The sequence below is a fragment of the Streptomyces sp. Ag109_O5-1 genome (assembly GCF_003814875.1).
GTDB lineage: Bacteria > Actinomycetota > Actinomycetes > Streptomycetales > Streptomycetaceae > Streptomyces > Streptomyces sasae.
Genome location: NZ_RKQF01000001.1, coordinates 3,491,478 through 3,504,228 on the forward strand (window position 1 = coordinate 3,491,478; position 12,751 = coordinate 3,504,228).

Here is a 12,751-nt window from a genome sequence, read left to right on the forward strand (position 1 = left end):
ATGCGTCTTTTGGACAATTTGAAGGCCAAGCTCACCCCGGCCAAGGACAAGGCCTCTCACCTCGCGCAGCAGCACGAGGACAAGTTCGACAAGCTCCAGCACGGCATCGACAAGGCCGCGCGGGTCGTCGACGAGAAGACCAAGCACAAGTACAGCGACAAGATCCAGACGGGCACGGGCAGGGCCAAGGGCGCCATGGACCGGTTTGTACACCCGGACGCCACGGGTGCGACCGGGCCGACCGACCCCACCACCCCGACCCGGCCGGAAGGTCCGCCGTCGGCTCCCTGAGCCGGGCGGATCGCGGAGATCGGCGGACGGCCGAGAGTCACCCGACTCCCGGCCGTCCGCCGTTTCACGGGGCGCCCGGGACCGGGCCGGGCGAGCCGTCAGGACCAGGTGGCCACGAGGTAGCCGACGCCGTACGGCGCGTCGTCGTACAGCAGCGCACCCGCGAGGCCGGCGTCCTCGGCCGCGCCGGCCAGGACCTGCCAGGGGGCGCGGCCACTGGCCCTGAGCTCGGCTGCCAGGTCAGCGTCGAGGTCCCTGATCGCCGCGATGTCGGCCGCGCCGAGCGCCCGGGCGGCCTCGGCGTCGAAGGGGGCCGCACGCTCGTCGAGGTAGCCGGGTGCTTTGAGGGTGCGGCAGGCGCTGGCGTCGCCCATGACCAGCAGGCCCACCCGGGCGGCCCGGGTGGCGATCGCCCGCCCGGCGTCGACGCATCGCGCGGCCGCCAGCTGTTCCCCGACGCCGAGCCCCTCGATGGGGGCGTCGGCCCAGCCGGTGCGCTCCAGCAGCCAGGCGGCGACGGAGAGGGAGGACGGCAGTTCCCGCTCGCCGGTCTCTCCGGGTCCGAGCTGTACGTCGACGTCGACGCCGTAGCCCCGGAAGGTGCCCCGGCTGCCCTGCGGGAACGCGCCGCGCCCGGCCTGCTCGGCGGGCCCGACGACGACCAGCAGGTCCGGCCGGGCGGCGGCGAGGACGCCCAGCGCGTCCGTGCACGCGGCCCGTGCGGAGTCCAGCTCGGGTGCGGCGCCCGCAGCGACGTCGGGCACGAGGAGCGGCGGGCAGGGGCAGATCGCGGCGGCGACAAGCATGGTCGGAGCCTACTTCCAGACCGCTCGGCTCACGGCCCGTCCCCTTCAAAACCGCTCGGTTGCTTCAAGATCGCCTGGTTTACTCCCCGTCCACTTTCTTCCAGGCCCAGGGCCAGGACTCCGGATGGGTGCTCCACACCAGTTCGGCGAGCCGGTACGTCACGCGGTGGGTGGACATCGCGCCCTCGATGTTCGCGTAGTACGCGTCCCCGTCCCCGATCCGGTAGACCTGCCGGCGCTTCTGGCGCAGGCCGACACCGGGACGGTGGGTACAGGCGATCTCGTACAGGCGGGCGCGGGCCTCGTCCCGGGTGCCCTCGAAGTGCGCCACCTCGTCGACGTCGTTCTGGTTCCCGAGATTGCGGTCGAAGACCACCACCCAGCGCCCCATGCCCCGCCCCGCCTCTCCTGTCCGAACCCGGCGCGGCGCGCGCTCAGTGCGCCGCGCAGCCCCCCGTCGCCGCCGGCAGCGGCTCCGGCACCCCGATCTTCGGGAGCCCCAGCATGACACCCGCGGGCCTGGCCGCCTCCGCCGCGTTCCGCTTCTCCCAGGCGTCGCCGGCGCGGGTGCGGCGCACGTCGAGGACCACGCCCTCGGCGAGGAGGTGGTGCGGGGCGGCGTACGTGATGTCGACCGTGACGACGTCGCCCGGGCGGACCTCCTGGTCGGGCTTGGTGAAGTGGACCAGCCGGTTGTCGGGGGCGCGGCCGGAGAGACGGTGGGTGGCGCCGTCCTTGCGGCCCTCGCCCTCGGCGACCATCAGCTCCAGGGTGCGGCCGACCTGCTTCTTGTTCTCCTCCCAGGAGATCTCCTCCTGGAGGGCGACGAGACGCTCGTAGCGCGCTTGGACGACCTCCTTGGGGATCTGGTTCTCCATGGTGGCGGCCGGGGTGCCGGGCCGCTTGGAGTACTGGAAGGTGAAGGCCTGGGTGAAACGGGCCTCGCGGACCACGTGCATGGTCTGCTCGAAGTCCTCCTCGGTCTCGCCCGGGAAGCCCACGATGATGTCGGTGGTGATCGCGGCGTGCGGGATGGCGGCGCGGACCTTCTCGATGATCCCGAGGTACCGCTCCTGCCGGTAGGACCGGCGCATGGCCTTGAGCACGGTGTCCGAGCCGGACTGCAGCGGCATGTGCAGCTGCGGCATGACGTTCGGCGTCTCGGCCATGGCCGCGATGACGTCGTCGGTGAAGTCACGGGGGTGCGGGGACGTGAACCGCACCCGCTCCAGCCCCTCGATGCTCCCGCACGCCCGCAGCAGCTTGCTGAAGGCCTCGCGGTCGCCGATGTCGGAGCCGTACGCGTTGACGTTCTGCCCGAGCAGCGTGATCTCGGAGACGCCCTCGCCGACCAGGGCCTCGATCTCGGCGAGGATGTCGCCGGTGCGGCGGTCCTTCTCCTTGCCGCGCAGGGCCGGGACGATGCAGAAGGTGCAGGTGTTGTTGCAGCCGACGGAGATCGAGACCCAGGCGGCGTAGGCGCTCTCGCGCCGGGTCGGCAGCGTGGAGGGGAAGGCCTCCAGCGCCTCGGCGATCTCGACCTGGGCCTCTTCCTGGACCCGTGCGCGCTCCAGCAGGACCGGCAGCTTGCCGATGTTGTGGGTACCGAAGACGACGTCGACCCAGGGGGCCTTCTTCACGATGGTGTCGCGGTCCTTCTGCGCGAGGCAGCCGCCGACCGCGATCTGCATGCCGGGACGGCTCGCCTTCCGCGGCGCGAGGCGGCCGAGGTTGCCGTACAGCCGGTTGTCGGCGTTCTCCCGCACGGCACACGTGTTGAAGACCACGACATCGGCGTCACCGTCCGACCCCTCGGGGGCGCGCACATACCCGGCGTCCTCCAGCAGCCCGGACAATCGCTCGGAGTCGTGGACGTTCATCTGGCACCCGTAGGTACGGACTTCGTAGGTCTTGGGTGCTGCTACGTCCACTGCGGGGCTCCGGTCGCTGCTGATGGTCATGGGTCAAGGGTAGGCGCTCCCGTGAAACCCTCCGTCCCGGCATCGTCCCGATGCCCCTTTCCCTCGGTCCGGCATCGCTCACCGCACCCCGCGCAGCTCGAGTGCCACGCTCACCGTCATCAGCGCCAGTGCCAGCACCTCGAACGCGAGCGCTGTCAGGAGCGCCCGGGCGCGGGTCCGATTGAGCCGCCTCAGCTCCTGTGTCGTCGCCACCTTCTGCCGTATCTCCTCCTGCAGACCGAAACTCGCCCCGCCGCGCAAGCGCGGATCGTCGAGGGCGTCGGCATCGGCGTACGGCAGCAGCGCGGGCAGGTTCACGGCCAGCCCCACGAGAGCGGCCAGGGACAGCAGGCACAGCGCCGCGACGAGAAGCCGCTGGGCCGCGCCGTCGAACGCTCCGTGCCCGTCCCACGGGGCGAGGGCCACGAGTCCGGTGACGATGCCCACGAGGGTGCCCGCCGTGGATATGACGGTGACCCCGCGCTGCTCGAACGAGTTCTTCCTGGCCCGCTCCTCGGCCAGCAGATCGGTCACGAACGACGAGAAGAGGCGGGTACGGGCCTCATCGTCCACCGGTCCCCCTACGTGCCGCTCCGCCCGCCGTCACGTGCGCTCCCTGCGGCGCCCGATCTCGAAGGGCTGTGGCCTGGCCAGCACCGTCAGCGGCCAGTCGAGTCTCCGCGGGGTGAGCAATCCCGGCTCCTGCGCCTGCTCCAGTCCCAGCTCCTGAGCAGCACCGACGACCGAGTCGCCCAGGCGCAAATCCCGGCCGAGCTCATCGAGCTGCCTCTTCGCGCGGCCGATCCGGACCTCGATCGCCTCCTTCTCGGCCTCCGCCGCCGCCAGCCGCGTCAGCGCGCAGGAGGTCGCGGGGTAGCCGCCGTTCAGTCGCGCCAGGGTTCGGCGGATCCTTCTCGGTAGCGTCCGCGGTGCCCCCGATCCCCTCAGCGCATGGAGCAGGTCCTGGACCCGCCCCCACTCGTGGCCGGCGATCGGCCGGGGCTGAGCTAGCCGGCCGGCCAGCCATCGAGACAGGTCGCCGGCGTCTTCGGGGAGGCGGGCGGCGAGGGTGGACAGCTCGTCGCCGAGCCGGCGCAGATGCGTCTCCCACTCCTCGCGCACAGAGAGGGCGGAGTCACGCAATCGCCCCAGGGTGCTGCGGTGCCGGTATCGGGCCGCCAGCTGCGCGACCAGTTCGGCGTCCTGCTCGTCGACGGCAGGGACGACGCGTTCGATGCGCGTCATGATCCGCTTGAGCAGGTCGTAGACGTGGGTGTGTTCATCCAGCGCGACGGCGAAGACCCGCCGCTCCTCCAGGCAGGCGATCACGGCACACGGAACGAGTGCCCCGGGGATGCCGAAGAAGCGCTGCATGGCCGACACCGTGAGCGTGAGGGCCCGTTGGTGTTCCGGCAGGTCCGCGGCCAAAACCTCGTTGGCCAGTCCGACGGCCTCCGGCTCCCGCCGTGCTGCCGGGTCCGGCGCCGTACCCATCCGTACGGCGCACGGCGACTGACGGGACGACCGGTAGATGCGGGAGCGATCGCCGATGGCCCGCACACCGCTGACGTACAAGCTGCCCTGGCTGCCTCCGGCTCCCTCCGGGTGGCGCAACGAGACCTGCAGCTCACGAGGGTGCGGTGAGAAGACGCCGACGTAATGCCCCGTCAGGTCGTCGATGTCGCTCCACTCCTCGAAGAACCGCCGCTGCAGGTCGGGGGCGTCAGCGGTACGGGCCAGCAGGAACACCATTCCGGCGAATCCGCGGCCGCTGAGGGTGCGGAAGGGCAGGCTCAGAAAACCCTCGACTGAGACACTCCGATCGTATGACCACACAGCCACCTCGCCTCGGGGATCGGCGTCTCCACGGGCAAGCACTTTAGATCACGATCCGTCACTGAGCGGTCGAATAGGGAAAGTTCACAGAAAGGCAGTCGCCGAGGCGTACCAACGTTCGCTGCCGTGAGAAGTCTTCTGCGTGTGTGGATCGCGCTGACGCTGTTCGGCGCGGGGCTCGTCCTGCTGATCGACCGGCTCGCTCCGTCCGCGCACGGCCTCACCTTGGTGCGCCGCTGGTGGCCGCTCGCCCTCGTGCTCCTCGGCGTGGGCGGGGCGATACGGCTGCTCCTCGCCACGAAACACGTCCTGCGCGGCCCGCTGGTCATCGCCTTCGCGGGCGGCCTGCTTCTCCTGGCGACGCTCGACCCGTTTCCGGACTCGGTACGGGCGCTGCTGTGGCCGCTCGTCCTGCTCACCGCGGGCACGGCCATGCTCGTGGCCCTTGCGGTGCACCCGCCGCGTACACAGGGACCGCTTGTCACCCGGCTGGTGTCGGTGGCGGAGGGGCGCCGCGTGATCTGGCCGCAGGGCGAGTTCTCGCTGTGCACGGTCACCGCGGTGGCCAGCGGGTGCGTGATCGACCTCCATGGCATGCCGGAGCAGTCCCCTCGCGACGCTCTCCGCAAGGTCCCTGTGGTCCTCCACGATCAGTACGCGCATGCCGCAACCCTGGCAGCCGGAGGGTCATACCGGGGTGACAACCGGAGGGCGATGCCAAAGTTCCGGCGCTCGGTACGCCGGTCACGCCGGCCGGTGGTGCACGGTCGCGCGGCCGTACCGGACCAGGGCGGAGCACAGCGCCCCGAGGCTCAGCACACACAGCACCGTCCGGACGGCGTTCACCGGCACCCACACCGACTTGAAGTCCTCGATCACCGCGGGAAGGTCCTTGGCGGTCGCGGGGTCTCCCAGGGCCGCGAGCTCCGCGTTGAGCGGGAGGTTGACCGCGACGGTGACGACCAGCACCGCCAGGTAGCAGGCGGCCGCCGCGACCAGCGGTACGGCCACCGCGCGCCGCTTTCTCCGGAAGGCCACCGCCGCCGAGGCGGCCGTGCAGGCCAGTGTGGCGAGGAAGACCAGGCCGAACAGCGCGCTGCCGTCGATCACCGCGTTGAACCGCTGCATGGCCGCCGCGTACGCCCGGTCGTCCAGCTGCGCAAGGCCCGGCATGACAGAGATGTCGTAGGCGAAGAAGAGCCCGGCCATCAGGCCGGTGCACAGGGCGGACGCTCCCAGGAGCGGCCCGGCGACCCGGTCGGCGAGAGAGCTGTGGCTGTGCTGGCTGAACCAGCCGGCCTGGACGAAAGACCTCGGTTGAGTGCTCATGCCCTCAGTCAAGTCTCCGCACACCGGACGGCACATGGCTCTCAGACTCACGTGCATACGCGATCGTCTCGATGCGCGGGTGGCGGCAGCTCCCGACGCCGTCCGTTCGCGGCCGGGGGTTGACCGACCAGGATCCCACCCGGCGCAGACCTGGTCGGCCTGAGGGATCTCACCCCGCGTCGCCCTGGTCCGGGCGTTGTCCTGGTCCGGCCTGAGGGGTCTCATCCGATGCCGGGCCGCGTCCGTCGGTGGGATCTCACCCCGCGTCGCCCCGTGCCCGCTGCCGGCGGTACGCGGCGACCAGGAACACCCAGATCTCGCTGACCGTCGGGAACGGTGCGATCGCGTGCCGGAGGCGCTTGAGCGGGACCTCTCCGGCGACCGCGATCGTGGCCGAGTGCAGCAGTTCGCTGACCCCGGACCCGACCATGGTCACCCCGAGCAGCACGTCCCGGTCGACGTCGACGACCAGCCGGGCATGGCCCGTGTAGCCGTCGGCGTAGAGGTTGGCGCCCTGGGCGGCGTCGAAGTCGAGGTCGACCGTCTCCACGCGGTGCCCGGCGGCGGCCGCCTGTTCGGCGGTCAGGCCCACCGCGCCCGCCTCCGGGTCGGTGAAGAAGACCTGGGCGACGGCGTGCTGGTCGGCGGTCGTGGCGTGATCGCCCCAGTCCCCGTCGTCCAGCGGCCGCCCGGCGGCGCGGGCGCCGATGGCGTCGCCCGCCGTCCGCGCCTGGTACTTGCCCTCATGGGTCAGCAGCGCGCGGTGGTTGACGTCCCCGAGGCCGTACAGCCAAGCGCCCCCGGCACCGTCGGCATCCTCGACCAGGCAGGTCGTGTCCACGTCCAGCCAGGACCCGGGGGTCAGACCCACGGTCTCCAGGCCGATGTCGTCGGTGTTGGGGGCCCGCCCGGTGGCGAACAGGATCTCGTCGGCCTCCAGTTCACTCCCGTCGTCGAGCGTGACGGTCACCGGCCCGGCGGCATCGGGGCGGCGCAGCGCGGTCACCTGGACGCCGATCCGCACGTCCGCGCCCGCCTCGGCCAGCCCCTGGGCGACCAGCTCCCCGGCGAAGGACTCCATCCGGGGCAGCAGCCGCCGTCGGGCGAGCAGCGTGACCTGCGATCCCAGCCCCTGCCACAGCGTGGCCATCTCCACGCCGACCCCACCGCCGCCGACCACGACGAGCCGGGCGGGCACGGTGCTGGAGTCGGTGCCGTGCCGGTTGGTCCAGGGATGCGCCTCCGCCATCCCCGGGATGTCCGGGAGCACCGGCCGGCTGCCGGTGGCGACGGCCACCGCGTGCCGGGCGACGAGGGTCTGCCGGGCGCCGTCGTCGCGAGTGACGGTGACCCGGCGCGGCCCGTCGAGCCGGCCCTGGCCCCGGAAGAGGTCGGCGCCGATGGACTTGACCCACAGCGCCTGCCCGCTGTCGTCCCAGTCGGTGACGTAACGGTTGCGCCGGGCGAAGACCGCTCCGGTGTCCAGCCGCCCGGTCACGGCCTGCCGGGCGCCGTCCACCCGGCGGGCGTCGGCGATGGCGATGACCGGCCGCAGCAGCGCCTTGCTGGGGACACAGGCCCAGTAGGAGCACTCGCCGCCGACGAGTTCCCGCTCCACGACGGCCACGGACAGGCCGGCGGTCCGGGCCCGGTCGGCGACGTTCTGCCCGACCGGTCCGGCTCCGAGAACGATCACGTCGTAGGTGCCGTTCCCCTCGGTTGTGCGCGGTGCTGCATGCGCCTCTGTGTGCGGTTCACTCATTGCTGCCTCACATGACGATCAGTGCGTCACGATCAGTGCGTGACGACCGGTGCGTGCCGTACAGGTGCGTGCCATACAGGTCATGTAACCGCCGGGCGTGCGCAGTTGACGCGGTACGGCCATACGCCTCACCAAGAGCGGCCATAAGCGCCGCCTCTGGCCGCCCGCCCACCGCGACCGGCGCAGTCGCGGCGCGGCCGGCCGGGCGACATCCCGGACGCCACACCGCCCCGCGCGCTTATGGGGGCCATCGGCTCCGCCGATGAGGAGATCGGAATCCCCGGAACACCCCTGCTGCTGTGGACTCCCGTCGCCTCACGGACGAGACGACGGGACGATGGATTCGCCCCACTTTCCACACTTTAAGGACACCTCATGAGTTCTGCTGATCTGACCGGACGCGTGGCCCTGCTGACCGGAGCGACCAGCGGTATCGGCGCCGCGACCGCGACACTGTTCGCCGAACGGGGCGCGCACGTCCTGGTCGCGGGACGGGACGCCGACCGTGGCGAGAAGGTGGTCGGCGCCATCCGCGAGCGCGGCGGCAAGGCGGACTTCCTGACCGCCGACCTGCGGGACGCCGACTCGGTACGGCGGCTGGCCCACGAGGCGACCGCGCTGGGCGGCGGTCGCGTGGACATCCTCGTCAACAACGCCGGTGTGTTCCCCTTCGGCCCCACCGCGCAGACGCCCGCCGACCAGGTGGACGCGGTCTACGACCTGAACGTGAAGGCGCCGTTCCACCTGGTCGCCGAGCTCGCCCCGGCGATGGCCGAGCGCGGGCAGGGCGCGATCGTGAACGTCAGCACGATGGTCGCCGACTACGGCGTCGCGGGCATGGCGCTCTACGGGTCGAGCAAGGCCGCGGTCAACCTGCTCACCAAGGCGTGGGCCGCCGAGTTCGGCCCGCAGGGGGTGCGGGTCAACGCCGTGGAGCCCGGCCCGACCCGCACCGAGGGCACGGCCGGCATGGGCGAGGACCTGAACGCCCTGGCCGCCCAGGCGCCCGCCGGCCGGCCCGGCGAGGCGCACGAGATCGCCGAGGCGATCGCCTACCTGGCGAGCGACGGGGCGAGCTTCGTGCAGGGCGCGATCCTGCCGGTGGACGGCGGCCGCACGGCCGTCTGACGCGCGTCGACCGGGACGGGGTGCCGTGGGGCCGGCACCCCCGTCTCAGCCGCTCTCCGCCGACCGGTCCAGCGCGGCGATGAACCGCCCCAGATCCCGGCGGCGCGAGTCGGCCGGCCACACCACCCAGGTGCGTCGCACCAGCGGATGCCCGGCCAGCGGCGACCAGGTCACATGGTCGGGCAACGGCTGCTGCCACCCGGCCGGCGCCAGCGCGAAGGCCCGCCCGGAGGCGACCGCGGCCAGCTTCACGTCGGCGATCAGCGCCTGTCCCTCCGGAGCCTCCGGACCGAGATCGAGGCCGTGGCCGCGCAGCACCGCGGTCAGCTCGTCGAACCAGGCAGGACTTCCCGACCGCGGAAACCCGACCCACTGCAGCGACCCGAGCGCGTCGAGCGGCACTCCGTCGGGCCCGGCGAGCTCGGCGGCCTGCTCGGCGGCGATCAGCACACCGAGCCGCTCCCGTACGACGAGCAGCGCGTCGAACTCCGGACCGGACGGCCGCTCCCGCAGAAAGCCGACGTCGAGCTCGCCGGCACGCAGGGCCGTGAGCTGGTCGGAGGTGGACAGATGCCGGGCCTGCACCCGGGTCTCCGGGTACGCCTCGGCCAGCTCGGCGAGGGCCGGGTCGAGCAGCCCGGACGGCAGCTCCAGGGGGATCCCGACGCGCAGCGCCCCGCCGCCAGGACCGGCGTACCCGGCCATCACCCGCAGCGCCTGATCGTGCCGGGCGAGCACCGCGCGCGCCTCCCCCACCATCGCGGTCCCCGCCTCGGTGACCTTCACCCCGCTGCTCCCGCGCACCAGCAGCTTCACCCCGAGGTGCCGCTCCAGCCCACTGATGGTCTGGGAAAGGGCGGGCTGACTCACATGCAGCCGCCGGGCGGCAGCGGACAGCCCCCCTTCCTCCACGACGGCGACGAAGGCCCGCAGCTCCCGCATTTCCATACCCTCATGATCGCTCCCCTTCAGGGGCGCGGGGCTGTATTGGATGTGCGGCTACCGCCGCGCGGGCGCGATCCCCCCATCGGCCCGCGCCGGACCCACGACCGCTAGATCCCCTGCCACTCCGGCTTGTTGACAAAGGTGTACCGGAAGTAATCCGCGAGCTTCAGCTTGGAAGCCGCAGCCTCGTCCGCCACGACCGTGGCATGCGGGTGGAGCTGCAACGCCGACGCGGGGCACACCGCGGCAAGCGGCCCTTCGACGGTCGCCGCGACCGCGTCCGCCTTGCCCTCGCCGGTGGCGAGGAGCACCAGGTGCCGTGCCTCCAGGATCGTCCCGATGCCCTGGGTGATCACATGGTGCGGCACCTGGTCGACGTCACCGTCGAAGAACCGGGCGTTGTCGGCACGGGTCTGCTCGGTCAGGGTCTTGATCCGGGTCCGGGAGGCCAGCGAGGAGCAGGGCTCGTTGAACCCGATGTGCCCGTCCGTGCCGATGCCGAGCAGCTGCAGGTCCACACCGCCGGCCCGCGCCAGCCCCGTGTCGTAGGCCTCGCAGGCGGCCTGCACGTCCTCGGCCGTGCCGTCCGGGCCGAGGAACGCCTCCATCCCGATCCCGAGGGGCTCCAGCACCTCACGGCGCAGCACCGAACGGTAGGACTCCGGATGCTCGGCCGGCAGGCCCACGTACTCGTCGAGCTGGGCTATGCGCGCCCGCGAGATGTCCACGTCACCGGCGCGCACCTTGGCCGTGAGCGCCCGGTAGACGGGCAGCGGGGTCGAGCCCGTGGCCACCCCGAGCAGCGCGTCCGGCTTGCGCCGCAGCAACCGCGCCATGGCCTCGGCGATCAGCTCGCCACCCGCCGCGACATCCGGAACGATGACAACTTCCACGCTAGCCCCGCCCGCCTGCGAACACGGCCGCCACCTCGGGAATGCGGTCGATGTAGCCGTCGAGGAGCTGACGGCCGACGTTGACCGAGTCGACCAGAGGATGGAGCGAGAACGCCTTGAGGGCGTCGGTGCGGGAACCGGTGACGGCCGCGCTGATCGTGAGCCGCTCGACCGCCTTGACCTGCTGCATCAGACCGGCCTGGTGGAGGTCGGGCTGGGTGACGGTGAGCGGGTGGACACCGTTGGCGTCGACGGTCACCGGGACCTCGACGACGGCGTCCTCGGGGAGTGCGGACACGGTCGTGCCGTTGCGGACGTTGAGGATCATCGTCGCGCGCTCGTTGCGGCTGATCGCGGCCATCACCCCGAGGGCGACGCCGGCGTAGCCCTGGTGCGCGGGGTCGGGCTGGAAGTCTGCGGCGGCCTCGGCCTCGCCCTGGACGGCTCCCTTGGCCTCGGCCATGTAGTTGGCGCTGCGGTTGGCGACGGTGTCCCGCCACAGCTGCACGGCCGAGCCTGCGGCGGCCTCGGTCACCCGCTCGTAGAACTCCCGCTGCTGCCGGGCGAGGAACTCGCCGCGGGTCTGCGGGGCGTCGAGGATGGAACGGACGGCGTCCCGGTTGAAGTAGTAGTACAGGTACTCGTTGGGGATCAGGCCCAGGTCGCGCAGCCAGTCCTTGCCGAAGACCACACCCTCCTCCAGGCTGCCGAGGCGCTGGTCGTCGGCGAGCAGCCGGGGCAGTACGTCCTCGCCGTCGTGCAGCACCCGGCGCATCCAGCCGAGGTGGTTGAGGCCGACGTAGTCGAACTGGGCCCGGGACGGGTCGAGTCCGAGTGTCGTGGCGATACGGCGGCCGAGGCCGGACGGGGTGTCGCAGATACCCAGGACGCGGTCGCCGAGGACGCTCTGCATCGCCTCGGTGATCATCCCGGCCGGGTTGGTGAAGTTGATGACGTACGCGTCGGGCGCGAGGCTGCGCACGCGGTGCGCGATGTCGAGCATCACGGGGATGGTGCGCAGGCCGTAGGCGAGACCGCCCGGGCCGGTGGTCTCCTGGCCGAGGACGTTCAGGTCCAGCGCCACCCGCTCGTCGCACATACGGCCGTCGAGGCCGCCCACCCGGATGGCCGCGAACACGAAGTCGCTGCCCTCCAGGGCGTCGTCGAGGGACGTGTTCACCGTGACCCGGGGGGCGTCGGGCCGGCCGTCGGCGAACCGGGCGAGCACCTCGGCCATCGCCTTGAGACGGGCCGGATCGGTGTCGTAGAGCCAGACGTCGTCGATACGGGGACTGCCCTGGTCGCGCAGCAGGGCCTGGTAGACGTACGGCACGCGGAATCCGCCGCCGCCGAGGACGGTCAACTTCATGCGAGTATCACCTTTCCACCCGCCTCGCGGCAGAGCTGGAGCGTGTCGGGATCGGCACCGCCGGTCGTGATCAGGACGTCGATGTGAGGCGGCCCGCCTGGACGGCGCGACGGACTGGCGGCTCCTGTGGCGCATCCTCGTCCCCACCAGCCGCCCCGCCCTGCTGACGATGGCGATGCTGGTGTTCATGTGGACCTGGAACGAGTTTCTGCTGCCGCTGGTCATGATCACCGACGAGAACAAGCGCACCGCGCCCCTGGGCCTGGCGTTCTTCCAGAGCGAGCACACCACCCAGTACTCCCTGCTGGCGGCCGCGTCCATCATCGTCGCCCTGCCGGTGGTCGCGCTGTACGTCTTCCTGCAACGTCACTTCATCTCGGGCATGCTCTCCGGCGCCGTCAAGGCGTGAGAAGGTGAGAGTGTCGCCGCGC

13 protein-coding genes and 1 pseudogene are annotated in these 12,751 nt (G+C 71.8%); 3 read left to right on the plus strand and 11 right to left on the minus strand.

Going from position 1 to position 12,751, the window contains the following annotated elements:
* Window positions 1–291, plus strand: a complete 291-nt coding sequence (locus EDD90_RS15585) for an antitoxin (protein WP_123973592.1) — start codon at window positions 1–3, stop codon at window positions 289–291.
* 98 nt (window positions 292–389) lie between these two features.
* On the opposite strand, the gene EDD90_RS15590 is transcribed toward EDD90_RS15585, so the two are convergent.
* The 8 genes from EDD90_RS15590 to EDD90_RS15625 form a co-directional block, all read right to left on the minus strand.
* On the minus strand, window positions 390–1,097 hold the full coding sequence (locus EDD90_RS15590) for a class III extradiol dioxygenase subunit B-like domain-containing protein (RefSeq protein WP_123973593.1): 708 nt from the start codon (window positions 1,095–1,097) through the stop codon (window positions 390–392).
* Between the two features lie 79 nt (window positions 1,098–1,176).
* The gene (locus tag EDD90_RS15595; RefSeq protein ID WP_123973594.1) at window positions 1,177–1,488 is read right to left on the minus strand and encodes a hypothetical protein; all 312 of its coding nucleotides are present in this window, start codon (window positions 1,486–1,488) and stop codon (window positions 1,177–1,179) included.
* 43 nt (window positions 1,489–1,531) lie between these two features.
* Window positions 1,532–3,058, minus strand: coding sequence for a tRNA (N6-isopentenyl adenosine(37)-C2)-methylthiotransferase MiaB (gene miaB, locus EDD90_RS15600; RefSeq protein WP_123973595.1), 1,527 nt, complete (start codon window positions 3,056–3,058; stop codon window positions 1,532–1,534).
* 78 nt (window positions 3,059–3,136) lie between these two features.
* Window positions 3,137–3,631 (minus strand): hypothetical protein, encoded by a 495-nt coding sequence (locus tag EDD90_RS15605; protein WP_123973596.1) that lies wholly within the window; start codon window positions 3,629–3,631, stop codon window positions 3,137–3,139.
* 30 nt (window positions 3,632–3,661) lie between these two features.
* Window positions 3,662–4,810: a hypothetical protein gene (locus tag EDD90_RS15610; RefSeq protein WP_123973597.1), complete on the minus strand. Its 1,149-nt coding sequence runs from the start codon at window positions 4,808–4,810 to the stop codon at window positions 3,662–3,664.
* Between the two features lie 168 nt (window positions 4,811–4,978).
* Window positions 4,979–5,557: a hypothetical protein gene (locus EDD90_RS57300; protein ID WP_260327880.1), complete on the minus strand. Its 579-nt coding sequence runs from the start codon at window positions 5,555–5,557 to the stop codon at window positions 4,979–4,981.
* Between the two features lie 81 nt (window positions 5,558–5,638).
* Entirely contained in the window at window positions 5,639–6,223 is a 585-nt protein-coding gene (locus EDD90_RS15620) for a DUF1772 domain-containing protein (RefSeq protein WP_123973598.1), read from the minus strand.
* 256 nt (window positions 6,224–6,479) lie between these two features.
* A complete protein-coding gene (locus tag EDD90_RS15625) occupies window positions 6,480–7,985 on the minus strand; it encodes an NAD(P)/FAD-dependent oxidoreductase (RefSeq protein ID WP_123973599.1) in 1,506 nt (501 codons plus the stop codon).
* 375 nt (window positions 7,986–8,360) lie between these two features.
* Between EDD90_RS15625 and EDD90_RS15630 the strand changes: the two genes are divergently transcribed.
* Window positions 8,361–9,113 carry an SDR family NAD(P)-dependent oxidoreductase gene (locus tag EDD90_RS15630; RefSeq protein ID WP_123973600.1) on the plus strand — a complete coding sequence of 251 codons (753 nt, stop codon included), beginning with the start codon at window positions 8,361–8,363 and terminating at the stop codon, window positions 9,111–9,113.
* Between the two features lie 45 nt (window positions 9,114–9,158).
* Here the strand turns inward: EDD90_RS15630 and EDD90_RS15635 are convergent, their stop codons facing one another.
* From EDD90_RS15635 to EDD90_RS15645, 3 genes are all read right to left on the minus strand, one after another.
* Window positions 9,159–10,061, minus strand: coding sequence for a LysR family transcriptional regulator (locus EDD90_RS15635; RefSeq protein WP_123973601.1), 903 nt, complete (start codon window positions 10,059–10,061; stop codon window positions 9,159–9,161).
* 104 nt (window positions 10,062–10,165) lie between these two features.
* Complete coding sequence (gene nagB / locus EDD90_RS15640) at window positions 10,166–10,951, minus strand: glucosamine-6-phosphate deaminase (protein WP_123973602.1); 786 nt, start codon at window positions 10,949–10,951, stop codon at window positions 10,166–10,168.
* 1 nt (window position 10,952) lies between these two features.
* Complete coding sequence (locus tag EDD90_RS15645; protein ID WP_123973603.1) at window positions 10,953–12,320, minus strand: 6-phospho-beta-glucosidase; 1,368 nt, start codon at window positions 12,318–12,320, stop codon at window positions 10,953–10,955.
* Between the two features lie 85 nt (window positions 12,321–12,405).
* On the opposite strand from EDD90_RS15645, the pseudogene EDD90_RS15655 reads away from it, so the two are divergent.
* A pseudogene (locus EDD90_RS15655) lies at window positions 12,406–12,729 on the plus strand (carbohydrate ABC transporter permease); the annotation flags it as partial.
* Window positions 12,730–12,751 lie beyond the last annotated feature (22 nt).